Genomic DNA, 24,925 nt, shown 5'->3' on the forward strand with positions numbered 1-24,925 from the left:
AAGCTATTTCAATGGATTTTAATCGTTTATTTGTATCATTTAACTTCTACAAATTTCGAAAAATAAATGAGTATAAGGCATCGCAAGTCTCCTAATCCGTGATTGCTTCTATTATAACATAAAACACAACTGACCGTCAGACCAGTTGTGCCTTTATGTAATCAGAGCATTTGTTCTGCCACGAAACGGGCATAGGTATCATGGCTTTCCAAGAGCTGGCTGTGCTTGCCTGCTCCGGTCACCTGATGGTTTTCAATGACATAGATGATGTCGGCATCAACAACCGTTGACAAGCGGTGGGCGATAACGATGACTGTCTTTTCGGCTGCGACCGCATTGAGGCTTTGGGTTACCGCATACTCAGCATCCGCATCCAGATTGGCCGTCGCTTCATCAAAGAGGATAATGTCAGCCTGCCGCAAATAGGCTCTGGCAATCTGAAGCCGTTGTTTCTGGCCACCCGACAAGAGCTTGCCCCGTTCGCCAACAGCTGTTTCCAGACCGTCAGGCAGTTGTTCCAGGTCTTGTAAGAGAGCCGCCTTGTCCAGAGCCTCGTAAAGCTCTGCGTCACTGACCTCTCTGTTCAAACCGTAGCAAAGGTTGTCCCGAATACTGCCTGAGAAAACCGCAGCGTTTTGGGAAACCAAGGCCAATTTTTGCCGCCAGCTGGCCAAGGCAAAGCTGGCAATGTCCTGTCCACCTAAGAGGATGCGACCTGATGAAAGGGGATAAAAACGTTCAATCAAGTGGAAAATGGTGGATTTTCCTGACCCAGACGGCCCAACCAGGGCAATTTTTTTGCCTTGCGGAAAGACCAAATCAACGCCGTCCAAGACAGGTGTTTCTGCTTGGTAAGAGAAAGATACCTGCTCAAAGACCAGGTCGCCTGAACCTGGCTCAATCCCACCGTCTAATGGCTCAGGAGTGACCTCCAAGAGCTGGACCAAGGCAGCTGTTGCCCCTGCCACTTTTGCCCTAGCAGTAAAAAATCCTGACAGGCCACCAACTGGATTGAGCAGTTGGAAGAGGTAGATGAGAAAAGAAACCAGGGTACCGACGGTCAAACTGCCCGCAGCCACCCGCTGGCCACCGTAGGTAAAGATAATGGCCACCGTCCCAAAAATAAAGAGCAGGCCAAAAGGCGAGTTGCAGGCTGCGACCAAATCCGCGGTGACAGCAACCTTTCTCATCTTCTCGATTTGTTGGCCTAGAAAGGCTTTGGTTTGCTCTTCCGCCCCTTGGCTTTTGACCAGCTCGATTTCTTGAAACTGTTCGGTCAACTCCCCTGTCAAGCGGCTGGTCTCGTCTTGGAGGATTTTGGCGTATTTGTTGCCAAAAGCTGACAAGGGAATGATGAAGAGCGACATCAGGGGTAGGCCTAGGAGCAGAACCAGGGAGAGTTTCCAATCCAGGTAGAACAAGACACCTGCTGTCCCCACCAGCGTGACCAGGCTGGCGATGAAAAAGGGCAGATTCGTCACGACAAACTCACGAATGGTTGCCGTGTCATTGACAATCCGAGAGGCTAGCTCACCGCTCTTGCGATTATCAAAAAAGGGCTTGGGGGCAGTGATTAGGTGCTGGCTGACCGTTTGACGTAAACTGGCCACCTGGCCTTCACCAGATCGGGCAAAGAGGTAGTTGCCCAGGGAGACCAAGAGGGCCTGGCCGATAAACAAGCCGATCACCATAAGCAAACTGCCCACGCTGAGGCTGCCACCCTTGTGGTCAATCAGCCCCTTTAAGGCCAGAGGAATGAGTAGGGCTAAACCACTTGAAAGGACTAGTAAAATCCCACCCAAAATCATGAGGGTGTCTACACGAATAAAGGTTTTCTTCATAAAATAACTCCTTTGATTATTCTCATCTGCTCTTGAGAAGCACTTACAAGTTTATTATAACGTTTTCAGAATTATTGTCAACAATCTTCTGTTTTTTTTGAAGTTTCAGACGATTTTGCTTTTCAATTGATTGAAAGGGAGGCTGGGACAAAAAGATTTTGAGTTTTCGAAATCTTATACAATTATCCCCTGATGAAACAAAAAAGGCGAACAAAGAGTGGTTCTGATTTTCAGAAATCCTTCTTTGTTCGTTTTTGATATTGGGTTTAGGACTTTTGTCCCAGCCTCTTTTTGAATTCTGAAGTTGATTCTTTAAGTTTGAGCATGAGCTTGGGCGTTTTGGCAAAACCAGTTAGTCACTCTTATCTATCTGTGGTCTTCCAATCATCCGGTTAATCGTCCATCTCTTTCTCCCGCCTAAAAGCTACCGCAACCCGTCCAGCCGTTTCTTGAGGGTAAACCATGTAAACATCATGTCCAGCCCCTGCAAAGACCTCATGCGTGACCCAACTGCCTGTCGCAGACAAAACGGTTAACTTGGCTGCTAGGGTCTCCTCTGGTTGGTCGCTGATGATGACATGAGTGGGCACCTGATAATCAGCTGCTTGCAAAGTCAAGCCAAACGCCCTGCGGTAGGTTAGGAGAGCCAGGATGGTTTCAGGAGTTAGCTTGAGTTGGTAGAGGTCGCTGGCCTCCTTAAAGGCGTAAGCCTCTTGCTCGGCCCGTTCAAGGTTGGCTGACCAGGCTTGGTGCCCAGCTCGAGCTTGGTTCAGGTGCTCTGCCATGTCCCCAAAAACCTGAGCATCCAGATAGGCCTGGGCTCCCTCCAACTCCGCCGCCAAGGGCAGGGCTGAGAGGTCAAAGCAGCCCCCATCCAAAAGGACCAGACGGCTCACTCGCTCAGGGTGGTGGTGGGCAAAAGCTGCCGCCAAATCCGCTCCAAGAGAATAGCCGAGCAGGTCGCAAGGTTCTTCTGGTAAGACAGCCCGTAACCAGTCCAGAACATCTTCCTTGCAGGTCAGCTGGGTGTCTAAGTTGTCTGGGTGACCCGGCAGGGGTAGGTAAATCAGACGAATCCCCTCTTCAGCCAAGGCCAGCCGCAGATCCTCTGCATAGTAGCGGTTGGAACCCAGACCATCTAAGAAGTAAACTGACCTCATGACCGCTCCTCCTCAAAGAGGCTGAGCCAGTCACCGTAGCCTTGCTCCGCCATGTCCTCGTAGGGGATAAAACGTAGGGCAGCTGAGTTGATGCAGTAGCGTAAGCCTCCCTTATCCATGGGACCGTCGTTAAACACATGGCCCAGGTGGGACTGGCTTTCTCGGCTCTTGACCTCGATGCGTCGCATGTTGTGGGAGCGGTCATCGTGATGGGTCAAAAAGCGGTTGTTGACTGGCTGGCTAAAGGCTGGCCAACCGCAACCTGAGTCGTATTTATCGAGGGAGGAAAAGAGGACTTCCCCTCCCACCACATCCACATAGATGCCCTTTTCAAAAAAATGGTCATACTGGCCGGTAAAGGCTCGCTCGGTTGCTGCTTCCTGGGTCACTTGATAGGCCAGGTCGCCGATTCTGGCTCGGAGTTGTTCTTTGCTTTCTACCATGTTTGTTTTCTCCTTATAAACGTCTTGACTAAATTGTAACATAATTTTCCTGAATTGGACACCTTAGGCAGTGTTGTCCCTCGCTATGGGGCAGCCAAAGCCATTCTTGTCAAAACTGTTCAGAACGGGTCAGTTGCTAACGGACTGACCTCAAGCGGAGACAAAAAGGCTGGGACACGTGGTCCCAACCCTAATTAGTCCTCGTCAATCAGACTGATGTCTGCTCCCAAGGCCTGTAATTTATCAATAATGTTCGAATAGCCCCGCAGGATATGCCCGATGTTGGTGATTTCAGTGGTGCCATCGGCCATGAGCCCAGCAGTTACCATAGCAATACCTGCCCGCAAATCGGTCGCCTTGACAGGAGCACCAGTCAAGGCTTTGCCTCCTGTATAGACAATCTGACCGCCGACAACAGCGATGTCAGCTCCCATGCGTGCCAATTCTGGCACATGGTTGACCCGTTTTTCGTAGATGGTGTCTACAATCTTGCCCCGTCCTTGCGTTTTAAGAAGAAGTGGGGTCAGGGGTTGTTGCAGGTCAGTTGCAAAACCAGGGTAGGGGGAAGTGATGAGGGAAACAGCCTTGAGTTGGTCTTGTTTTTCAACGAAGATGGCATCGGGTTCGATGGTCATGCGAACCCCCATTTCCTCCAACTTAGCGATGAAGCTCTCCAAGTGTTCGTAGAGAACATTGGTTACGCGAACGCCTTCGCCGACAGCTGCAGCCAGAGCGATGTAGGAACCAGCCTCGATACGGTCAGGAATGACCTGATGACGAGTGCCACCCAATCGCTCAACGCCTTCGATGGTGATGGTATCTGTCCCAGCCCCACGGATATGGGCTCCCATGTTGTTGAGCATGATGGCCAAATCAATGATTTCAGGTTCACGCGCAGCATTGTCAATGGTTGTCTTGCCTTCAGCCAGGACTGCGGCAATCATGGTGTTGATGGTTGCCCCAACGCTCACGGTGTCCATGAAAATGTGAGCTCCCTTGAGGCGTTTACCGCCCGTCGAGAGAATCATGTTTTCACCTGCGTAGCTGATGGTTGCTCCCATGGCTTCAAAGGCCTTGAGGTGGAGGTCAATCGGACGTGGGCCCAAATCACAACCACCAGGCTGACCAACTTCAGCATGGCCAAAGCGACCTAAAAGGCTGCCGTAGAAGTAGTAGGAAGCCCGAAGTTTACTAATTTTATCCGCTGGGATGTGGGTGTTTTTCAGTTGACCTGGATGGACCTTGAGGGTTTCGCCTTGGCGGTCAACCTGAGCCCCCAGAAGTTCGAGCATGTCAATCAAGTGAACAACATCGCTCAGGTCAGGGACACTATCCAAAATCACCTCTTGATCAGCCAGGATAAGGGCTGGAATCAGGGCAACAACAGAGTTTTTAGCCCCTGAAACAGCGACTTCACCCTTGAGGGGACGCCCCCCCTTGATTACTATTTTTCGCATATCTTTGTTTCTTTCACTCAAAAAATTCAACCTCACCATTCTATCATATTTCAAAAAATTTGACAATTGGAGATAATCACAGGTGATGATTTTCTGCTATAATAAAAGAAAAGGAGGTAGCACATGTTACAAGACATTGGACAAACGGGCCTCAAGGGCTCACGGCTAGCCCTGGGCTGCATGCGGATGGCTGGCCTGGACGTTGCAGCCGCCAAGGAGGTTCTGGCCACGAGCCTGGACCTCGGCATTAACTTTTTCGATCACGCTGACATCTACGGCAAGGGCGAGTCGGAGCGGCGTTTTGCTGACGCAATGGCAGAGCTGGGCCTCAAGCGGGAGGACTTGATTATCCAGTCTAAGTGTGGCATCCGACCAGGATTTTTTGACTTTTCCAAGGACCACATTTTGACCTCTGTGGATGGGATTTTGGAGCGGCTCAATACAGACTATCTGGACATTCTGGCCCTCCACCGACCAGATGCCCTCATGGAACCAGAAGAAGTGGCGGAGGCCTTCTATCAGCTCAAAAAGTCTGGCAAGGTCAGACACTTTGGGGTCAGCAACCAGAACCCCTACCAGATGGAATTGCTCCAGTCTTATTTAGACCAGCCTCTGGCGGTCAACCAGCTCCAGCTGTCGCCAGCCCATACCCCGATGATTGATAGCGGCCTCAACGTCAACATGCTCAATAGCTCAGGCATCAACCGTGATGGAGGTGTTCTGGACTATTGCCGCCTGAAAAAAGTGACCATTCAGGCCTGGTCGCCTTTCCAAGTCGATTTGGCCGAGGGAATTTTCTTTAACCATCCCGACTATGCTGACTTGACGGCCACCTTGGATACCTATGCCCAGCAATATGGGGTGAGCCGTGAGGCGATTGTAGTGGCTTGGATTCTCCGCCACCCAGCTAAGATGCAGGTTCTCCTGGGAACTATGAACCCAGATAGGCTTGCCAAGATGATGCAGAGCCAGTATGTGAACCTGTCCCGTGAGGACTGGTATGCCATCTACCGCAGTGCAGGCAACAGCCTACCTTAACACAAAAAAATCGCCGAAAGGTCGGCGATTTTTTTTGTTGTCTGCTTTAATCAAGTCGTGGGGTGGCTTAGCCCTGGATATAGTCAGCCAGTTCCTGCCCTGTTAGGCCAGCATTGAGAGCCATGAGGAGCTTGATTCGGGCCTTTTGGGCATTGAGTTCCTTGACGAAGAGGACCCCTTTCTTGGCTAGGTCAACCCCGCCACCCGCATAGCCGTAAACGGGTTCAGCAATGCCGTTGAAGCAGCGGGAAACAAGGACAACAGGCACTCCCTGGTCGAGTAGGGGCTGGAGGGCGGCGGTGGCCTCTGGTGGCAGGTTGCCTGCCCCCAGGGCCTCGATAACCAGACCGTCCACGGTGTCTGGGGTCAGGAGACTAATCAGGTAGTCCCCCATACCGGCATAGGCCTTGATGATGGGGACGTTGCCGGTGATCTGGTCCAGGTCAAAGCGGACTCTGGGCTCCGCTGTTTTGAAAAAGAGGATGTCGTTTTTCATGATAATGCCCAAGGGACCGTGGGTTGGGGTTTGGAAGGTGGAAACGTTGGTGGTGTGGGTCTTGGTCACATACTTGGCGGCGTGGATTTCGTCGTTCATGACCACTAGAACCCCCTTGTCTCGGCTCTTGTCGTGGCTGGCTACGCGGAGGGCTGAAAGGTAGTTGTAAATGCCGTCGCTGCCCAGTTCGTTGGAGCTCCGCATGGCACCTGTCAGGACGATAGGAATATTGGGAACCGCCAGGGTGTCCAGGAAATAAGCCGTTTCTTCCAGGGTATCCGTGCCGTGGGTGATGACGATACCATCTACCTGCTCAGCCATGTCCCGAATGAGGCCATAAAGGGTCATCATGTGGTCGCAGGTGATGTGGGGGCTAGGCAGGTTAAAGGCGTCACGGACGATGAGCTCAAGCTCTAGGTCCAGGGCCAGCTGGGTCATGGGATTGGTGGCAGAGGGCAGGACCTGACCTTGGGCGTCGGCCTGCATGGAAATGGTGCCTCCGGTGTGGAGAACGAGGATTTTTTTCATGATGTGGTCAAACTTTCTGAAATTATGCTATACTATTGTAACATAGGAAGCGGAGAAAGGGGTAGAAATTTGGCAATTAAAGCGGTGTTTTTTGATATTGACGGGACCCTCTTGACTGATGGCAAGCGGGTGCAGCGGTCAACTGAGCAAGCCATTCGTGAGCTGAAAAAAGATGGGATTTTGGTTGGTCTGGCGACTGGTCGGGGTCCTGCTTTTGCGGCACCTTTCATGGAAAATTATGGGCTGGATTTTGCAGTGACCTACAACGGCCAATATGTGATGACCCGTGACGAGGTGATTTATGCCAATCCTTTGCCCAAAACGGTGCTATTTGCCCTCATGCAATACGCTAAGAGCCGTCGGATTGACCTGTCTTTTGGCATGGCTTCTGGCCTGATGGGGTCAGGGCTTATCCACATGGGAACCCAGACCAAGGCACAGATTTTGGCGACCCTCTTGCCCAAGTCTTGGAGCCGAACCCTTGAGCGGGTCTTCAAGCACGGTGTTCGTACCCTAAAACCGCAAAATTACGATAAATTGAAGTCCCTGCTGACCGAGCCTGTCTATCAGGTGGTCATGGTGGTGAGCCAGGAAAAAGGTCAGGCCCTAGCAGAGAGTTTTGCCAACCTGACCGTCACCAGAAGCAGTGCTTATTCAGCGGATGTCATCAGCAAGAACCAGTCCAAGCTCAGAGGGATTTGTCGTTTGGCGGAGCATTTTGGCTTTGAATTGGAAGAGGTCATGGCCTTTGGGGATTCCGACAACGATAGAGAGATGTTGAGCAATGTTGGTATCGGTGTGGCCATGGGTAATGCCAGTCAAGATTTGGCTGGTTTGGCCAAGTACCAAACCACCAATAACAACCGGGACGGCATTGCCCAAGCCTTGTTCCATTACGGCCTCATCCAACTGCCAAATCAGGAGACCTTTGTCTCTGACGATGACAACTTCAACAAGGTCAAGGCCTTTCATCAGGTCATGGACCAGGAAACCAGAGAAGTTCCCCAGGCCTTTGACCTGTCAGCTGCCAGCCGTCGGGTTGGTTTTCAGCTTGAAGAATTGGTGGAATTTCTCTATGCCAACACCTCAACTGACCCACTAGCCTTTGACGAGGCCATCCGAGCAGCTCATGAGGCCTTGGACCAGGCCAAGGCCAAGGTCCAGCAAAAGCCCCTAGCCGTGTCTCCCTTGGTTGGTCAGGTTGATGCCCTGACAGACCTACTTTATTTCACCTACGGCTCTTTTGTGCTGATGGGGGCTGACCCTAAACCGTTTTTTGATCGGGTTCACCAGGCTAATATGGGCAAATTATGGCCTGATGGCCGACCACGCTTTGACCCAGAAACAGGCAAGGTCCTCAAGCCAGATGACTGGGAAGAACGGTTTGCTCCAGAAAAGGACATCCGTCAGGAATTGGACCGCCAGATTCGCAAAGCCTTAAAAAAATCTCATCAGGAAAGAGAATAAGTCACTAACTGGTTGAGAATTGGCTAAATTATGCTATAATGGTCTTATGTATAAGCTATCTGTTGGTACCAAAACGGCCAAGAAACTTAGGGCTGGTGTGCAGTTGTTAGAGGGGGCTGACCTTGATCAAAAGGCTACTTCAGACGGCCTGGTTACCCTCTACACCCAGACGGGGCAGCAGCTGGGCCAGGCCTACCTGTCCCCTCAACAGAAAGGGGTAGGCTGGTTTTTGGGCCAGGGACAGTTTGACCTGGATCAGACCTATTTTGAAGAGCTTTTTGAGACCGCCAAGACCAAGCGTCTGGGCTACGCCCAAGACGCGACCACCACGGCCTACCGTCTCTTTAACCAGGACGGGGATAGGTTCGGTGGCCTGACCATCGACCGCTACGGCGATTTTGCCCTCTTTTCCTGGTATAACCCCTTTGTGTACAGCCTAAAAGCGACCATTGTGGCGGCTTTTCAGGCCGTCTATCCCGAGCTGGTGGGTGGCTATGAGAAGTGCCGTTTTCAAGGGGCAGCTCATGAGACCGCTCACCTTTATGGCCAGGAGGCTCCTGAGACCTTTACCATTTTGGAAAATGGCGTCCGCTACTCAGTCTTTTTGAACGAGGGGCTGATGACTGGGATCTTCTTGGACCAGCATGAGGTCAGGGGCCGTTTGGTTGATGGTCTGGCAGCAGGCAAGTCCCTGCTCAATCTCTTTTCCTATACGGCCGCTTTCTCGGTTGCGGCAGCCATTGGCGGAGCCCAAAAAACGACCTCGGTCGATTTGGCCAAACGTAGCCGTGAGTTGTCCCAGGCCCACTTTGAGGCCAATGGGCTGACTATGGCTGACCACCAGCTGGTGGTCATGGACGTTTTTGAGTATTTTCGCTACGCCAAACGCAAGGGCCTGGTTTATGATGTGATTGTCATCGACCCACCCAGCTTTGCCCGCAACAAGAAGCAGACCTTTTCGGTGGCCAAGGACTACCACCGCCTGATTGCCCAGGCCCTGGAAATCTTGAGTGAGGACGGTATCATCATCGCCTCCACCAATGCCAGCAACCTGTCCCTAGCAGCCTTTCGCAAGGAAGTGCAAAAAGGCTTTGGTCAAACCACTCTCAAGGAGGTCCATGTGGACCAACTGCCAGCAGATTTTGCGACCAATCCATCTGATGAAAGTAGTAATTACCTCAAGGTGATTACGATGAAGGTAACCCCATGAAATTTGTCGTACCCGTGATGCCTCGAAGTTTTGAGGAAGCGACCAACCTTGACCTAGCTGCCTATGAGGGGGCTGACATCATCGAATGGCGGGCAGACGTCTTGCCCAAGGAGGCCATCACTCAAGTGGCCCCAGTCATTTTCGAAAAATTTGCAGGCTACGAGATTATCTTCACCCTTCGGACGACCGATCAGGAGGGCGGGTGTTGTTTGACCTCTAGAGACTATGTGGAGGTGATCAAGCAAATCCAGGCCCTCTACCAGCCTGATTACATTGATTTTGAGTACTACACCCATCAGGCTGTTTTTGAGGAGCTTTTGGACTTTCCCAACCTGATTTTATCGCATTACGATTTTGAAAAGGTTCCTGAAAACATCATGGAAATCTACTCGACCCTGACAGCCCTGTCCCCTCGAGTGGTCAAGGTGGCCTTTACCCCTCGCAATGAGCAGGAGGTTTTGGATATGATGAACTTTAACCGAGGCTTTAAGACCCTGAACCCAGAACAGACCTACATGAGCATTGCCCTTGGGAGCTTGGGTCAGGTCACTAGGGTTTTTGGTGACTTGTTTGGGAGCAGTTGGACGGTCGCCAAGGTTGGCCAAGCTCTGGCCCCAGGCCAGCTGAGTTTGGCAGCCACCCAGCAGATTTTAGAACTTTTAGGACAAAATGAAGGAGACACTCATGACGACTAACATTTATGATTTAGCCAACAACCTCGAGCGGGCAATCCGTACCCTACCAGAATACCAAGCTGTTTTAGATGCCAAAGCTGCTATCGACCAAGATGATGCCACCAAGGCTCTCTGGGAGGAGTTCAGCCAAATGCAGACGGAAATCCAAGACATCGTTCAGGCAGGCGAGTTGCCAAGCCAGGAAGAGCAAGAGCGGATGCAGGCCCTGATTACTCGTATTGAAGGCAACCCAAGCCTGAAAAATTACTTTGACCACCAACAACGCCTCTACATCTATGTGGCTGATTTAGAGCGGATTATCTTCTCTCCGATTAAGGAATTGGGCCAGTAAGCAAGGACGCCAAACCGTCCTGAGGCCTATCCTCTAAAGACAATACAGATAACCTGGTTTAGGACCAGGTTTTTTGTTTGCTGCTTGTTTGGAAATGTTTGAATCATCAAAGACTCTGCTTGGTTATCTTGACTATTCAAATTATTTGAGCGATAATGTAAAGTTTTTGGTGTTTTTTATATAAAATTTACTAAAAAAATCAATTTATCTTAGAAAAACTGTTTGATTTTTTTTTTTTGCTAAACTTAATATAAGTAACTAAGAATGGGGGATTTTCTATGTCGAAACGGTCACATTCTCTCTTTGGGTCGTCTAGTGATTCTTTCCGTCAGGAGATAAGAGTGCTGGAAGAAGACATTCTGAGTTTGACCTCTCTAAAGGAAAAACAGGCCATGAAACTGGCTCAACTGACCCAAACCTTGCATGAACGGCGTGAGGAAGTCGAGTTGGTTCAAGAGGCAATAGCTGATGCCAAGAATCTTGCTCGCACCATGGTCAGTGACGCCAAGGAACAGGCCCAGGAAATCATGCTTCTGGTGGAAGAAGACCTCAAGGCCTATGCTGCTGATTTTGAAGAGCAGCTGTCAAACCTTAATCGCCTGAAGGCGACCTTAGTTGAGCAAAAACAAGGCTTGGAGGAGGAGCTGATTGCCTTGATGGGTCGCCACAAGTCAGCCGTTGAAACCCTTGACGATGAGGCGTTTCATCAACTCAGTCAGGAGATGGTTCTGGGCTTGGAAGAGGTTGATCAGGTTTTGGAAGCGACTAAGGGGGTCCTTGGCAGTCTAAAAGAGGCTGGTGCCGTTTCTCAACAGCCTAAGGTGCTCAATGTGTTGCCAGAGACAGACGGCGACATTCCTGTCTATTCCTTTGGGTAAGAGGTGGGCTTATGGACAAGCTAAATGCCCAGTTTCAAAACCTCTTGGTTAGCCGGTCCTTTATCTTGAAAACAGAAAAAGGCTCACGGTGGCTATTTTATAAGGGGCGGTTGACCTTGGACGAGGAGCTTCTCGTCGATTTCACGATTCAGGTGCCATGCAGCGACCATCGTGAAGTTGTTCAGATTGTTTTTGAGGACCTGGCCTTTTGCCAGGCTCATTCTCAAAAATCAGCCTGGCTCAAGCACCTCAACACCCTCAATCGTGAACACGGGGTTTATTATTATTTTTGCTTGCGTGACAACGGCAGTATCTTTGCCCGAAGTATGATTCCTGTTGACCCTGATCGGACGGACATGATTTTAGATGTTGTTCAGGTCGGAGGGCATCTGGTTCGCCAGTTACGCTTGGATCGGTTACGTTTTGAAGGAGGTGATTAAGGAGATGAGAGAAGAAAGAAATGTTGGCTTAGGGCAGGGGTTGTTTGATTACGGTAAACGCCCAGCGACAGAGGTTCGTGAGGCCTTAAAAAAAGACGTTCATCAGCTCCGTCAGGAGACTGCAGGACAAGCTCAGCGGATAGCTGAGCTGGAAAAGGAATTGAGCCAGGTCAAGGCTGAGGAAGATTTGATTCGGGAGACCATCCTAGATGCCAAGCATCTGTCTAAGCACCTCTTGGCTGAGGCCCGTCGCAAGGCCAGTGAGTTGGTTGCGACGGCTGAAAAGGACATGACCGAACGCTATGACAGGATTTGTCTAGAGATTTCGGACCTAAAGGCTGAACGGGAGAGGCTTCAGGACCTTAAAGGGACTTTGGTGACCGATTTGGAGGCCTTGTTGGCAACTTATCGGGAGCGGGTTTTTGCTCTAGCTCCCTCAAGAGAGGTGGAGTTTGTTGAGGCAGAGGTATCGGAGGCCGAGCCTCGGAGCCCTGACGGGGTGACCGAGACAGGCCAAAGCAAACAGCGGATTGTTTTACCTCGGGCGACGCCTAAGGAGGCATTGGAAGCCTTGGAGATTTGGGAACCTCCAATGACCTCTAACCGTTTGTTTGAAAGTCTGACCTCTGATGAGAAACTGGCCACATCAGACTCTTTATGGTCAGAGAGGATTTCAGTTATCCCGCCAAATTAAGGGATGAAACAGCTAGGAAAGGATGAAAAGGAAGAATGATGACATTTCAACGAGAGACCAAACAGATTTTTTCGCTACGTAAATTCAAGGCCTATGGCACGGCTTCAGCCCTCTTGGGAGCGGCCCTCTTGTCCTCAAATCAGTTGGTTTGTGCGGATGAGTTGGCTGAGCCGACCAATCCAGCCGTGGAGGATTTGACTGCTGGCCATGTCGCCACCCTGTCACCTGTGGTTGAAACAGACAACTTGGTGATTAGTGTAGAACCAGAGGCACCCCTTAGTCGCCAGGTGACCCTATCTTATGTGGTGCGTTATGTCAATAAAGCGACAGGTGAGCTGATTCATGAGGTGACAAAGACAAGGACGGTGGAAACCACAGAGGGCCTAGCGACCAGCTCAGTGACGGAAGATGCTGCGGAACTGACGACCGTCCCAGCCCTGTCAGCTTACCGTTTGGCCCAGGGCCAAGACCAGAGGGTCGATCAGGTCCTGACGGAAGGTACTGAGACCATCATCACCTATGAGGCGGAAGCTCCAGTGAAGGAAGAGGCCTCAACTAAGGACACAGAACCAGCTAAGGCAGAAGCGACAGGCGAGGGGACAGGTTCCAGTCAGCCAGAAACTGGCCAGCCTAGCCCAGCAGCTGGCCAGTCGCGGGCTAGTGAGTCGAGTTCTGAATCTGCCCGCCCAGCCCTCACGGTGACTGGCGAGGCCAAGTACACGCCTTTCAATGATGAGACCCTCCTCAAAGGTCAGACCAGCCCTTATAGTCTGGTGACGATTGGTTTGCCATCTGGCCAAACCCTAAAGGCCCAAGCTGATGAGGCAGGTGCCTTCGGGGTGACCCTGAAAGGGATCAAGCACAATAGCCAGCTGACCCTGACCGCTCGCTTGGATGACCAGGAAGCCAGCACCACCATCACGGTTGCCCTCAACAAGGCCCTGCCACGGCCGAGCAACCAGGGCCAAAAGCTGGAGGAGGGGGCTAGTTTCCGCAAGGTGGAGACCCCAATCGAAGAGGGCAAACCCTACCTGACCCTCGAAAACTACTCGGAAGGTGTTGATAAACGTTTCAATAACCTCAAGGGCTTAGATGTTGTCGAGTTTCGTGCCTCAAAGTCGGAGGATGTCACACGCGAGTTGGTTTTTAAGATGGGTTATTCTGGGATTGCAACTGAAGATTTGGAGTTGACCCAGACGGCGAAAGATCTAGGTTTCCAGATGGATAAAACTACGGGCTTTATCAGAGGAAATATTGTTGTTTCTCAGAACACAGGCGGTAGTTATAGTATCGGCTTTCAGAGTAAGTTGGATCCGAGCATTAGGGTTGTAATTCCCGTTAATATTGAAACGCTCCCTGTCCCCCCTTATTATGGTTTGTTTCTTTACGATGATAGTCAGATGCCTTACTTACTCAGACTTGAGAACGGAAACAACCCAGTGGAACTTGTCAAGTTGAGTGGGGGGATTTCTGACACGGACTTGACCTATGATTTTAGGGTAACCACTACACCTTTTGGTTATTATGTCGGGGAAGGTGAAACTGTAGCTAATGCTACCAAGGACACTCCTCGATACCGAGCGGTAATACCGATTTTTGCAGGGAGAGACGAGATGAGCGATCATCGCGATAATCCTTTAGCAATCCAAATCACGAATTTCCAAGTTTTATCTGCTGATAGAGATGTAGAAATTAAGCTTTTAGATAGACGCGTGGGAGTGGATGTGCTTCCAGGTCACGTCGAGGATTTTCAAACATTAGGTTCTACTGCCATTGGGGGTAGGTATGATGAAAGTTATGTTCCACAATTTGGTGGTCAAAGGACTCCCTACTACCTCCAGTTTACCAAGTTGCCTAAAACGGCTGGTAACTACAAGGCTAAGGTCCAAATCACGGATAACCTTGGTAAGACCAAGACCTTTACCCTCAACCTGAAGACTGAGGAGCGGTCCATCTCAGGAGCCTTGACCAATGCGGATGTGGACTTTGTCGGTGACCGTGAAAAGATTAGTTCCCATTCTGGCCTAGTGACGGTGCCGTCAAGCTCAGACAGGCAGGTCCTGGGGACAGTAGAGCTCAACAAGGAAAACGCCTGGATCCGAGATGTCAAGTTCCCAGCAGGAGTGGTTATGGAAGCCCTAACCCAGAACGAGGCCAACCAGCCGACCAAGGTGGCCATCGTCAAGCAGGAGGGGACCAAGCTTAATCCTGGTAAGTACGACTTTGACGTCAAGGCCATTGATGGTCACTTTCAGGCCAATGCCCCAGACCGTCGCTTTACGTTTGAGGTTGTCGATAACATCAACCCCATCGACCACCAGATTTGGACCGAAGGGACTATCCCAACTCCTATCTCTGTCTCTATGGAACGGGGGGCAAAAATCGTGGGTCTGCGGGTGGTCACCACAGGTGGCCACGCCTACCTTGAGGGCAATGTGACAGCCTCTAATATCGGGGTTTACAGCCTAAAGCGGACCGATGCCATCCAGACAGCCAGGGTCTATGCCACCTACCAAAACGGGGATGGGACCACGACAGAGACCTATACAGACTTCACCTATGAGGTTAGGCCTGCCCCTGAGAACAACCTCCACCTGGAGGTGACTAACCCCAACCAGAGGGTTGAAGAAGGTGGCACCTGGCAGCTGATGGAAATCACCCACACCGAGGGGGCCGACCTCAAGGTGGACACGGCAGCCCTTCCTAAGGGAACACGGTTTGACCCAGTGAGAAAGACCATCTCAGGCCGTGGTCTCTTTGAAGGGACCTATGACATCCCTGTTGTTGTCGAAAAAGACGGTCAGGTTAAGGGCGAAATCGTCCACCTGGTCGTGACCCCAGGGACCTTTAGTGTCGAGGATGAGGCCATCACAGTTGAGGTTCTGGACGGGACTGTTCCCCTCAAGTTCAACAACATCCCTGATGATGCCGTAGTAACCTTTACCGATTATTGGCGAGAAGGTTATGGTTTCTTTGGTCTGTCAGATTACGGATTGAAGATAGAAAATAACGTACTTGTTGGACCGCCGACTAAACATGGAACAGTTGAGATGTTTGCTACTGTGAGTCGGAAGAGCCCAACAAATGGCTTGGTTCGGTCAGATAAGGCCAAGTTGACCATCAACATTACCCCTCTTCAACCAAGTCTGACGGCTACGCCTGACAATCAGACGGTATCTGCTTTAACACCTATCACAGAGGTCAAACTAACTAAAGATTTGCATTCGCGATTGGTAGTGACAGATTCCAACTTGCCAAAAGGTGTGACCTTTGATAGTGAAAACTTGACGATCAAGGGGACACCAGAGGAAACAGGTCGCTATACTTTTACAGCTCGTGCTATTTTACCTGATAACTTAGGAGGTGGTACTGCTTTTACTAATATTGTAATCAATGTTAGCCCTCTTCAACCAAGCTTTACCCTTTCAGGTGCAACACGGACCTTCTCGGTTGTAGAGGATATGGAGCCTGTGACCATCATGCCAGACGAACGGACCCTCATTGAGGTTTCTGGTCTTCCAAATGGGGTGCACTATGACCCAGAAACTAAGCAGATCACGGGCCGTCCAGACGCAGGGGTAAATCGTTATGAAATTACAGTTCACGGAACCCTGCCATTGGCTCTAGGGGGAGGTACCCTTACTAGACGTGTGACCCTCAATGTTACTCCAATCAAGCCGAGCCTTGATGCCACTAACCCAGAGCAAAGCGTTGTGGCCAAGACCCCGATTCAGACCATCAAACTGACCAAGGATGCCTACTCTGAACTCGATGAGGCCTTCATCGCCCAGGTCCGTGCTTTGGGCTTGACCTACAAGCCTGACACCATGGAGATTACGGGTAGCCCAAATGTGGTCGGGGAGCACCGGATTCGCTTGACGACCAGCCTAACCCCGCAGTATGCAGGCGGATTAAGGGACACCAGGGTTACTAAGGATTTGGTTATTAACGTGACCTCTCCGACAGTGAGCTTGGACATCGCTGGTCAAGACCAAACCAAACGGGTTCTGACAACCCTTGACACCATCAGGCTTGAGGCTCCTGAGGGGGTTGATATCAGCTTGGACGATAGCTTGCTACCGCCAGGCACTCGCTATGACGACGAGACCAAAACCATTGTGGGCACGCCAACCAAGGTTGGGACTTACACCATTCCTGTATCGGCTCAAGTAACGGGTGTGACAGGGTCACCTGCGGTGACCAAGAACGTGACCATCAAGGTGACGGCCTTGCCAGCTATGGTTGATTTGACCAATAATAACCAGGTAATCACGCTCGGTCAAGCGATTGAGCCGATTGTCCTAAGTCATAACGAACATGGTCGCTTAAAACTAGACTTGCCTTTTGGTGAGGTAACAGAAGAGAATATTGCAGAGTACCTCTTGGACCGCTATGGCTTGATTTACAATCCAGAGACCAACACCATTTCAGGAACCCCAACACGGGCAGGTTTCATGCGTTATCGGATCCAGTCTCAAAACCAGGCTGACCACGGTGGTTTGGTGGATGAAAAACTCTTTACCCTGACTGTTAACAGACCAATTACCAACATGCCAACAAGTGCTGTTCCGGTGATTGACGCCATTATCGAAGGCACAAACACGGTAACTGGTACAGGTGTGGCAGGGGCAACGATTGACATCACACTTCCGAACGGGGTTAAGAAATCTGTTGAGGTCAACACCGAAGGCAAGTGGACAGTGGAATCGGACGTACCATTTGTCAAGGGGCAAAACGTTAGTGTTAGCCAGACGGAGACGGAGAAAGATAGCAGTGACCACGTTAGTGCAACGGCTGTTCCACAGATTACCAAAGGTGATCAGGGTGAACCAGGTAAAGATGGTGCGGCTGGTAGAGACGGTCAAGATGGCAAAACCTTGTCAGCGAAAGTGACCAAGGAAGGTGACACTACCACCATCAATTACTACTATGACACCAACGGCAACGGCCAGCAAGATTCTGACGAGCCAACAGTCAGCACAGCGACCATCAAAGATGGAGCGAACGGTGCAGATGGAGCGGCTGGTAGAGACGGTCAAGATGGCAAAGCCTTGTCAGCAAAAGTGACCAAGGAAGGTGACACCACCACCATCAACTACTATTACGACACCAACGACAACGGCCAGCAAGATTCTGACGAGCCAACAGTCAGCACAGCGACCATCAAAGATGGAGCGAACGGTGCAGACGGTGCAGCTGGTAGAGACGGTCAAGATGGCAAAACCTTGTCAGCAAAAGTGACCAAGGAAGGTGACACCACCACCATCAATTACTACTATGACACCAACGGCAACGGCGAGCAAGATTCTGACGAGCCAACAGTCAGCACAGCGACCATCAAAGATGGAGCGAACGGTGCCGATGGTGCGGCTGGTAGAGATGGTCAAGATGGCAAAACCTTGTCAGCAAAAGTGACCAAGGAAGGTGACACCACCACTATCAACTACTACTATGACACCAACGGCAGCGGTGAGCAAGATTCTGATGAGCCAACAGTTAGCACAGCGACCATCAAAGATGGAGCGAACGGTGCAGATGGTGCGGCTGGTAGAGACGGTCAAGACGGCAAAACCTTGTCAGCAAAAGTGACCAAGGAAGGTGACACCACCACTATCAACTACTACTATGACACCAACGGCAACGGCCAGCAAGATTCTGACGAGCCAACAGTCAGCACAGCGACCATCAAAGATGGAGCGAACGGTGCAGACGGTGCAGCTGGTAGAGACGGTCAAGATGGCAAAGCCTTGTCAGCAAAAGTGACCAAGGAAGGTGACACCACCACCATCAACTACTATTACGACACCAACGACAACGGCCAGCAAGATTCTGACGAGCCAACAGTCAGCACAGCAACCATCAAAGATGGTGCGGCTGGTAGAGACGGTCAAGACGGCAAAACCTTGTCAGCAAAAGTGACCAAGGAAGGTGACACCACCACTATCAACTACTACTATGACACCAACGGCAACGGCCAGCAAGATCCTGACGAGCCAACAGTCAGCACAGCGACCATTAAAGATGGAGCGAACGGTGCAGATGGTGCGGCTGGTAGAGATGGTGCGGCTGGTAGAGATGGTGCGGCTGGTAGAGACGGTCAAGACGGCAAAACCTTGTCAGCAAAAGTGACCAAGGAAGGTGACACCACCACCATCAATTACTACTATGACACCAACGGCAACGGTCAGCAAGATTCTGACGAGCCAACAGTCAGCACGGCGACCATCAAAGATGGAGCGAACGGTGCAGATGGTGCCGCAGGTAAAGACGGTGCGGCTGGTAGAGATGGTCAAGATGGCAAAACCTTGTCAGCAAAAGTGACCAAGGAAGGTGACACCACCACCATCAATTACTACTATGACACCAACGGCAACGGGGAGCAAGATTCTGACGAGCCAACAGTCAGCACAGCGACCATCAAAGATGGAGCGAACGGTGCAGATGGTGCGGCTGGTAGAGACGGTCAAGATGGCAAAACCTTGTCAGCGAAAGTGACCAAGGAAGGTGACACTACCACCATCAATTACTACTATGACACCAACGGCAACGGCCAGCAAGATTCTGACGAGCCAACAGTCAGCACAGCGACCATCAAAGATGGAGCGAACGGTGCAGATGGAGCGGCTGGTAGAGACGGTCAAGATGGCAAAGCCTTGTCAGCAAAAGTGACCAAGGAAGGTGACACCACCACCATCAACTACTATTACGACACCAACGGCAACGGGGAGCAAGATTCTGACGAGCCAACAGTCAGCACAGCGATCATCAAAGATGGAGCGAACGGTGCAGATGGTGCGGCTGGTAGAGATGGTCAAGATGGCAAAACCTTGTCAGCAAAAGTGACCAAGGAAGGTGACACCACCATCAATTACTACTATGACACCAACGGCAACGGTGATCAAGATTTTGACGAGCCAACAGTCAGCACAGCGACCATAAAAGATGGTGCGAACGGTGCAGACGGTGCGGCAGGTAAAGATGGTGCGGCTGGTAGAGACGGTCAAGATGGCAAAACCTTGTCAGCAAAAGTGACTAAGGAAGGTGACACCACCACTATCAACTATTATTACGACACCAACGGCAACGGCCAGCAAGATTCTGATGAGCCAACAGTCAGCACAGCGACCATCAAAGATGGAGCGAACGGTGCAGATGGTGCGGCTGGTAGAGATGGTCAAGATGGCAAAACCTTGTTAGCAAAAGTGACCAAGGAAGGTGACACCACCACCATCAACTACTATTACGACACCAACGGCAACGGTCAGCAAGATTCTGACGAGCCAACAGTCAGCACAGCGACCATCAAAGATGGAGCGAACGGTGCAGATGGTGCGGCTGGTAGAGATGGCAAGTCTGTCAATATGTCTGAGAATCCAATTGTCCATAATGTTTACACTGGAGATGCTGAGGTAACAGGTTTGGGTATTTCGGGAGCGACGATTACTGTTGTTTTGAATGATGGTACACGACTGACGACTACAGTTCAAACAGATGGCACTTGGACGGTAACTCTACTAGAACCTCTTAAATTGGGAGACAATGTTTTTGTTACTCAAACGGAAGTTGGAAAAGATAAGAGCTCCTCAGTTGATGCGACAGCTGTTGATAGGACCTCAACTGTAACAGGTGAAGTTCCAACTGGTCGTCTGATTCCGCCAGCACCGGAAGTTCCAACTGGTCGTCTGATCCCGCCAACTCCGGAAGTTCCAACTGGTCGTCTGATCCCGCCAGCACCGGAAGTTCCAACTGGTCGTCTGATCCCGCCAGCACCAGAAGTTCCAACTGGTCGTCTGATCCCGCCAGCACCGGAAGTTCCAACTGGTCGTCTGATCCCGCCAGCACCGGAAGTTCCAACTGGTCGTCTCATTCCGCCAGCACCGGAAGTTCCAACTGGTCGTCTCATTCCGCCAGCACCGGAAGTTCCAACTGGTCGTCCTATCCCGCCAACTCCGGAAGTTCCAACTGGTCGTCCTATCCCGCCAGCACCAGAAGTTCCAACTGGTCGTCCTATCCAACCAGCACCAAAAGTTCCAACGGATTCTGCTACTCCGCCAGCTTCAGAAGTTCCAACTGAGCCAAGTACTCCAGTGACTTCAATCGTTGTTCCGAATGTCAGTGTTCAATCCCAAGGAGCTAAAACAACTCAAGTAACAGAGGCACTTGAACGCTCTGATGTAAAAACTAATGCAGTTTCCTTACCAAATACGGGCGATTATGCATCTGTCTTCATTGAACTTGTGGGCTATATGAGTTTGATTGGTGGAGCAGTCCTGGTGAGACAATCTCGTAAGAAAGATTAGGTTTCTTTCTTCGGAAAACTTATTTTTGGAAATAGCGGGATAAACAGGTCAAACCTAGTGGTTTATCTTGCTTTTCCATCATTGTTGAAAGGAGGAATTTGATGAAAAAAGACTGGAAAAATATACGAAAATACGCTATTCGAACAATCTCTGTCGGAGCAGCTTCGATTTTAATCGGCATTGGGAATCCAGTAATGTTCGATGTGGCTAGGGTTGATGCTGCGACCCAAGAGGAGGAGAACTCCATTAACCCTATGGGAGCAGATATTTATGCTTATCCTGATCAAATCTCACAGACAGCAGATTTTTTAAGACGAGCTGTAGCTGAAAATACTTTGGCAACTAAGCTGGCTACCCTGCAGGAGAAAATCAGTGCTTATGATACGAAAAATCCAGGTGATTATGGTACGGCACAGTGGGAGAATTATGCTAATAAAATAGCAGAGGCTCGTGCCTTATCTGGTCAAGCTTCAAGTTTGTTACAGATTTTACCAGATGCCGCTGATAGAGCTCAAACTTATGTCCCCGAAGCACTTGAGTTGCGCCGTCAGAAAGATAATTGGACGGAGATTAGGGTAGAGGGGGATGAAACCCGAGAGCAGGCTGTTGATCGCCATTTCCGTCAAACACTAGCGGTTCATACAAGACTTAAAGAGATGTTTGATGACATTTATGCTGTTCAAACTAGTTACAGAAGCTTGATGCCACCGATGGTGAATCCGCTTGATGAGATGGTGCGTCAGATTACCGATTTGGAAAACAAGTTGTCTTCAGCTCAGACACAAGCTGCTCAATGGGGGAGTGATATTCGCAAAGGCTTTTATGAGGAAAATAAGGCGACTGTCAGCAATCTGAACGGTCTATTAACAGAATCAGATAAAGAGGCGGTTAGGTCGGCTCTAGAAAGTTTTTTGCTGAGCGATGATGAACCAAGATTCTTTATGGACTATTTTGGTGACTATGAGCTAGAATTTGATAATAAGGGGTCTATGACCGTTATCCATTCGGACGCATCGCGTACTTTTGTCCCCTTATCGCTTTTTGCGAAACAAGATCCAAATTCGCAGCCGACACCACTGGCTGAGGAAGCAGATCAAGCTCAGCTCACCGAAGCTCGTTCCAAAGTTGAAGCGGCTGAGCAGGCAGTTGCAGCGGCTTCAGCCAAATTGGAGGAAGTATCAGAGAATAACTTGATTACTCCAACTGAAAAGTCGACTGTAGATCAGCTTCGTGAAGCGGCCCTTGAGGCTCTTGCGACTGCTCAGAGTGCAGTTTCCTCTCTTCCATCTAGTCCAGACAAGGCAGCGCTTGAGACCAGTTTGTCTGCTCTGAAGGTTATTGATAGCCCAGTTATTTCTGACGCTGATAGCAACGGTCGTTTGGATTCGGAAGAGGCCCGCCAAGCTGAGGAAGCCCGTAAGGCTGAAGAGGCCCGCCAAGCTGAAGAAGCCCGTAAGGCCGAGGAAGCTCGTAAAGCCGAGGAAGCTCGCCAGGCTGAGGAAGCCCGTAAGGCCGAAGAGGCCCGCCAAGCTGAGGAAGCCCGTAAGGCTGAAGAGGCTCGCCAAGCTGAGGAAGCCCGTAAGGCCGAGGAAGCTCGTAAGGCCGAAGAGGCCCGTCAAGCTGAGGAAGCTCGTAAGGCTGAAGAGGCCCGTCAAGCTGAAGAAGCTCGTAAGGCCGAAGAGGCCCGCCAAGCCGAGGAAGCCCGTAAAGCCGAGGAAGCCCGTAAAGCCGAAGAGGCCCGCCAAGCCGAGGAAGCCCGTAAGGCCGAAGAGGCCCGCCAAGCTGAAGAAGCTCGTAAGGCTGAAGAGGCTCGCCAGGCTGAGGAAGCCCGTAAGGCCGAGGAAGCTCGTAAGGCTGAAGAGGCTCGCCAAGCTGAGGAAGCCCGTAAGGCCGAGGAAGCTCGTAAGGCCGAAGAGGCCCGTCAAGCTGAGGAAGCTCGTAAGGCTGAAGAGGCCCGTCAAGCTGAAGAAGCTCGTAAGGCCGAAGAGGCCCGCCAAGCCGAGGAAGCCCGTAAAGCCGAGGAAGCCCGTAAAGCCGAAGAGGCCCGCCAAGCCGAGGAAGCCCGTAAGGCCGAAGAGGCCCGCCAAGTTGAAGAAGCTCGTAAGGCTGAAGAGGCTCGCCAGGCTGAGGAAGCCCGTAAGGCCGAGGAAGCTCGTAAGGCTGAAGAAGCCCGTAAGGCCGAAGAGGCCCGCCAAGCCGAGGAAGCCCGTAAGGCCGAAGAGGCCCGCCAAGCTGAAGAAGCTCGTAAGGCTGAAGAGGCTCGCCAAGCTGAGGAAGCCCGTAAGGCCGAGGAAGTTCGCCAAGCTGAGGAATCCCGTAAGGCTGAAGAGGCTCGCCAAGCTGAGGAATCCCGTAAGGCTGAAGAGGCCCGCCAAGCTGAGGAATCCCGTAAGGCTGAAGAGGCCCGCCAGGCTGAAGAAGCCCGTAAGGCCGAAGAGGCCCGCCAGGCTGAGGAAGCCCGTAAAGCCGAGGAAGCCCGTAAGGCTGAAGAGGCCCGCCAAGCTGAAGAAGCCCGTAAGGCCGAGGAAGCTCGTAAAGCCGAAGAGGCCCGCCAAGCCGAGGAAGCCCGCCAAGCCGAGGAAGCCCGTAAAGCCGAAGAGGCCCGCCAAGCCGAGGAAGCCCGTAAGGCCGAAGAGGCCCGCCAAGCTGAAGAAGCTCGTAAGGCTGAAGAGGCTCGCCAGGCTGAGGAAGCCCGTAAGGCCGAGGAAGCTCGTAAGGCTGAAGAGGCTCGCCAGGCTGAGGAAGCCCGTAAAGCCGAGGAAGCTCGCCAGGCTGAGGAAGCCCGTAAGGCTGAAGAGGCCCGCCAAGCTGAGGAATCCCGTAAGGCCGAGGAAGCTCGTAAGGCTGAAGAGGCCCGTCAAGCTGAAGAAGCTCGTAAGGCCGAGGAAGCTCGTAAGGCTGAAGAAGCTCGTAAGGCCGAGGAAGCTCGTAAGGCTGAAGAAGCCCGTAAGGCTGAAGAGGCCCGCCAGGCTGAAGAAGCCCGTAAGGCCGAAGAGGCCCGCCAAGCCGAGGAAGCCCGTAAGGCCGAAGAGGCCCGCCAAGCTGAAGAAGCTCGTAAGGCTGAAGAGGCCCGCCAAGCTGAGGAATCCCGTAAGGCCGAGGAAGCTCGTAAGGCTGAAGAGGCCCGTCAAGCTAAAGAAGATCGTAAGGCCGAGGAGGCCCGCCAGGCTGAGGAATCCCGTAAGGCCGAGGAACCTCGTAAGGCTGAAGAGGCCCGTCAAGCTGAAGAAGATCGTAAGGCCGAGGAGGCCCGCCAGGCTGAGGAAGCCCGTAAGGCCGAAGAGGCCCGCCAAGCTGAGGAAGCCCGTAAGGCCGAGGAAGCTCGTAAGGCCGAGGAAGCTGATAAAGTCAATGAAGAGTCGGCTATTCCAGATGTTGCTCCAACATCGGACGCCTTGCCAGAGTATGTATTCAATCCAGCGGATTTTGTTGATGTTCTGCCACAGAGCAATCTGACTGTTCCAACTCATGATTCGACGGTAGAGGAAGCTAACATATCAGTTGCAAACTTACCGACAAACTCAACGAAGGTTGATTGGTCTCTTGTTTCCAATTCGATTCCGACAAGTGATCAAAACACCACTGAGGTTAAAGAAGAACGGAAGGGAGAAGTATCTTCAGGTAAAAGCTCAGAGTCAGCTGTTTTGACCTCAGTGACTAATTTAGCACCAGCTGTCACTAGGGCAGAGCGATCTGAAGCCAATCCAACTGATAATTCAGCTGGTCAATCAGAGAAACAATCTATCAAAAGGGTTTTACCGGCAACGGGTGAATCAGTACCAACCTTCATTGAACTAACAGGTTACATGCTTTTGTTAGGTGGTACTATTTTGCGGAAAAAATCTCGTAAAGAAGATTAGAGGGTGTGTAATCTGACCGTGAAATCTAAGAGGAACAAACAACCAATTGATGATAGAAACAAGGTGTTGTTGACCTGAACGGTATGA

15 protein-coding genes are annotated in these 24,925 nt (G+C 51.2%); 10 read left to right on the forward strand and 5 right to left on the reverse strand.

Annotated features, from left to right (window positions below; translation table 11 throughout):
* Positions 1 to 161 precede the first annotated feature (161 nt).
* From AC3ARB_RS02320 to murA, 4 genes are all read right to left on the reverse strand, one after another.
* Positions 162 to 1,841, reverse strand: coding sequence for an ABC transporter ATP-binding protein (locus tag AC3ARB_RS02320; protein WP_488320961.1), 1,680 nt, complete (start codon positions 1,839 to 1,841; stop codon positions 162 to 164).
* Positions 1,842 to 2,233: 392 nt separating this feature from the next.
* A complete protein-coding gene (locus tag AC3ARB_RS02325; protein WP_488320962.1) occupies positions 2,234 to 3,001 on the reverse strand; it encodes an alpha/beta fold hydrolase in 768 nt (255 codons plus the stop codon).
* Positions 2,998 to 3,444: a peptide-methionine (R)-S-oxide reductase MsrB gene (msrB, locus tag AC3ARB_RS02330; protein ID WP_488320963.1), complete on the reverse strand. Its 447-nt coding sequence runs from the start codon at positions 3,442 to 3,444 to the stop codon at positions 2,998 to 3,000. The genes AC3ARB_RS02325 and msrB overlap by 4 nt, the downstream gene beginning before the upstream one ends.
* Before the next feature lie 194 nt (positions 3,445 to 3,638).
* A complete protein-coding gene (murA, locus tag AC3ARB_RS02335) occupies positions 3,639 to 4,901 on the reverse strand; it encodes a UDP-N-acetylglucosamine 1-carboxyvinyltransferase (protein ID WP_488320964.1) in 1,263 nt (420 codons plus the stop codon).
* Between the two features lie 123 nt (positions 4,902 to 5,024).
* Between murA and AC3ARB_RS02340 the strand changes: the two genes are divergently transcribed.
* Positions 5,025 to 5,939 (forward strand): aldo/keto reductase, encoded by a 915-nt coding sequence (locus AC3ARB_RS02340; RefSeq protein WP_488320965.1) that lies wholly within the window; start codon positions 5,025 to 5,027, stop codon positions 5,937 to 5,939.
* A gap of 67 nt (positions 5,940 to 6,006) precedes the next feature.
* Here AC3ARB_RS02340 and AC3ARB_RS02345 read toward each other — a convergent pair whose 3' ends face one another.
* Positions 6,007 to 6,963, reverse strand: a complete 957-nt coding sequence (locus AC3ARB_RS02345) for an asparaginase (RefSeq protein ID WP_488320966.1) — start codon at positions 6,961 to 6,963, stop codon at positions 6,007 to 6,009.
* A 69-nt stretch (positions 6,964 to 7,032) separates the two neighbouring features.
* On the opposite strand from AC3ARB_RS02345, the gene AC3ARB_RS02350 reads away from it, so the two are divergent.
* From AC3ARB_RS02350 to AC3ARB_RS02390, 9 genes are all read left to right on the forward strand, one after another.
* On the forward strand, positions 7,033 to 8,430 hold the full coding sequence (locus AC3ARB_RS02350; RefSeq protein ID WP_488320967.1) for a Cof-type HAD-IIB family hydrolase: 1,398 nt from the start codon (positions 7,033 to 7,035) through the stop codon (positions 8,428 to 8,430).
* Positions 8,431 to 8,476: 46 nt separating this feature from the next.
* Positions 8,477 to 9,640: a class I SAM-dependent rRNA methyltransferase gene (locus AC3ARB_RS02355; RefSeq protein WP_488320968.1), complete on the forward strand. Its 1,164-nt coding sequence runs from the start codon at positions 8,477 to 8,479 to the stop codon at positions 9,638 to 9,640.
* A complete protein-coding gene (locus AC3ARB_RS02360) occupies positions 9,637 to 10,335 on the forward strand; it encodes a type I 3-dehydroquinate dehydratase (protein WP_488320969.1) in 699 nt (232 codons plus the stop codon). Before AC3ARB_RS02355 ends, AC3ARB_RS02360 begins: the two co-directional genes overlap by 4 nt.
* Positions 10,325 to 10,666, forward strand: coding sequence for a YlbF/YmcA family competence regulator (locus AC3ARB_RS02365; RefSeq protein WP_488320970.1), 342 nt, complete (start codon positions 10,325 to 10,327; stop codon positions 10,664 to 10,666). The genes AC3ARB_RS02360 and AC3ARB_RS02365 overlap by 11 nt, the downstream gene beginning before the upstream one ends.
* Before the next feature lie 341 nt (positions 10,667 to 11,007).
* Positions 11,008 to 11,544, forward strand: a complete 537-nt coding sequence (locus AC3ARB_RS02370) for a hypothetical protein (RefSeq protein ID WP_488320971.1) — start codon at positions 11,008 to 11,010, stop codon at positions 11,542 to 11,544.
* Between the two features lie 11 nt (positions 11,545 to 11,555).
* Positions 11,556 to 11,984, forward strand: coding sequence for a hypothetical protein (locus AC3ARB_RS02375; RefSeq protein ID WP_488320972.1), 429 nt, complete (start codon positions 11,556 to 11,558; stop codon positions 11,982 to 11,984).
* 4 nt (positions 11,985 to 11,988) lie between these two features.
* The gene (locus tag AC3ARB_RS02380) at positions 11,989 to 12,678 is read left to right on the forward strand and encodes a DivIVA domain-containing protein (protein WP_488320973.1); all 690 of its coding nucleotides are present in this window, start codon (positions 11,989 to 11,991) and stop codon (positions 12,676 to 12,678) included.
* 38 nt (positions 12,679 to 12,716) lie between these two features.
* Positions 12,717 to 20,978, forward strand: a complete 8,262-nt coding sequence (locus AC3ARB_RS02385) for an Ig-like domain-containing protein (protein WP_488320974.1) — start codon at positions 12,717 to 12,719, stop codon at positions 20,976 to 20,978.
* A 101-nt stretch (positions 20,979 to 21,079) separates the two neighbouring features.
* Positions 21,080 to 24,838: an LPXTG cell wall anchor domain-containing protein gene (locus AC3ARB_RS02390; RefSeq protein ID WP_488320975.1), complete on the forward strand. Its 3,759-nt coding sequence runs from the start codon at positions 21,080 to 21,082 to the stop codon at positions 24,836 to 24,838.
* Positions 24,839 to 24,925 lie beyond the last annotated feature (87 nt).

Source organism: Streptococcus sp. ZY171113 (assembly GCF_057748235.1).

Coding starts and splice junctions, on each gene's coding strand:
- murA (WP_488320964.1), bottom strand. CDS start 4,901: ATGCGAAAAATAGTAATCAAGGGGGGGCGTCCCCTCAAGGGTGAAGTC.
- AC3ARB_RS02325 (WP_488320962.1), bottom strand. CDS start 3,001: ATGAGGTCAGTTTACTTCTTAGATGGTCTGGGTTCCAACCGCTACTAT.
- AC3ARB_RS02355 (WP_488320968.1), top strand. CDS start 8,477: ATGTATAAGCTATCTGTTGGTACCAAAACGGCCAAGAAACTTAGGGCT.
- AC3ARB_RS02345 (WP_488320966.1), bottom strand. CDS start 6,963: ATGAAAAAAATCCTCGTTCTCCACACCGGAGGCACCATTTCCATGCAG.
- AC3ARB_RS02340 (WP_488320965.1), top strand. CDS start 5,025: ATGTTACAAGACATTGGACAAACGGGCCTCAAGGGCTCACGGCTAGCC.
- AC3ARB_RS02320 (WP_488320961.1), bottom strand. CDS start 1,841: ATGAAGAAAACCTTTATTCGTGTAGACACCCTCATGATTTTGGGTGGG.
- AC3ARB_RS02360 (WP_488320969.1), top strand. CDS start 9,637: ATGAAATTTGTCGTACCCGTGATGCCTCGAAGTTTTGAGGAAGCGACC.
- AC3ARB_RS02380 (WP_488320973.1), top strand. CDS start 11,989: ATGAGAGAAGAAAGAAATGTTGGCTTAGGGCAGGGGTTGTTTGATTAC.
- AC3ARB_RS02385 (WP_488320974.1), top strand. CDS start 12,717: ATGACATTTCAACGAGAGACCAAACAGATTTTTTCGCTACGTAAATTC.
- AC3ARB_RS02375 (WP_488320972.1), top strand. CDS start 11,556: ATGGACAAGCTAAATGCCCAGTTTCAAAACCTCTTGGTTAGCCGGTCC.
- msrB (WP_488320963.1), bottom strand. CDS start 3,444: ATGGTAGAAAGCAAAGAACAACTCCGAGCCAGAATCGGCGACCTGGCC.
- AC3ARB_RS02390 (WP_488320975.1), top strand. CDS start 21,080: ATGAAAAAAGACTGGAAAAATATACGAAAATACGCTATTCGAACAATC.
- AC3ARB_RS02365 (WP_488320970.1), top strand. CDS start 10,325: ATGACGACTAACATTTATGATTTAGCCAACAACCTCGAGCGGGCAATC.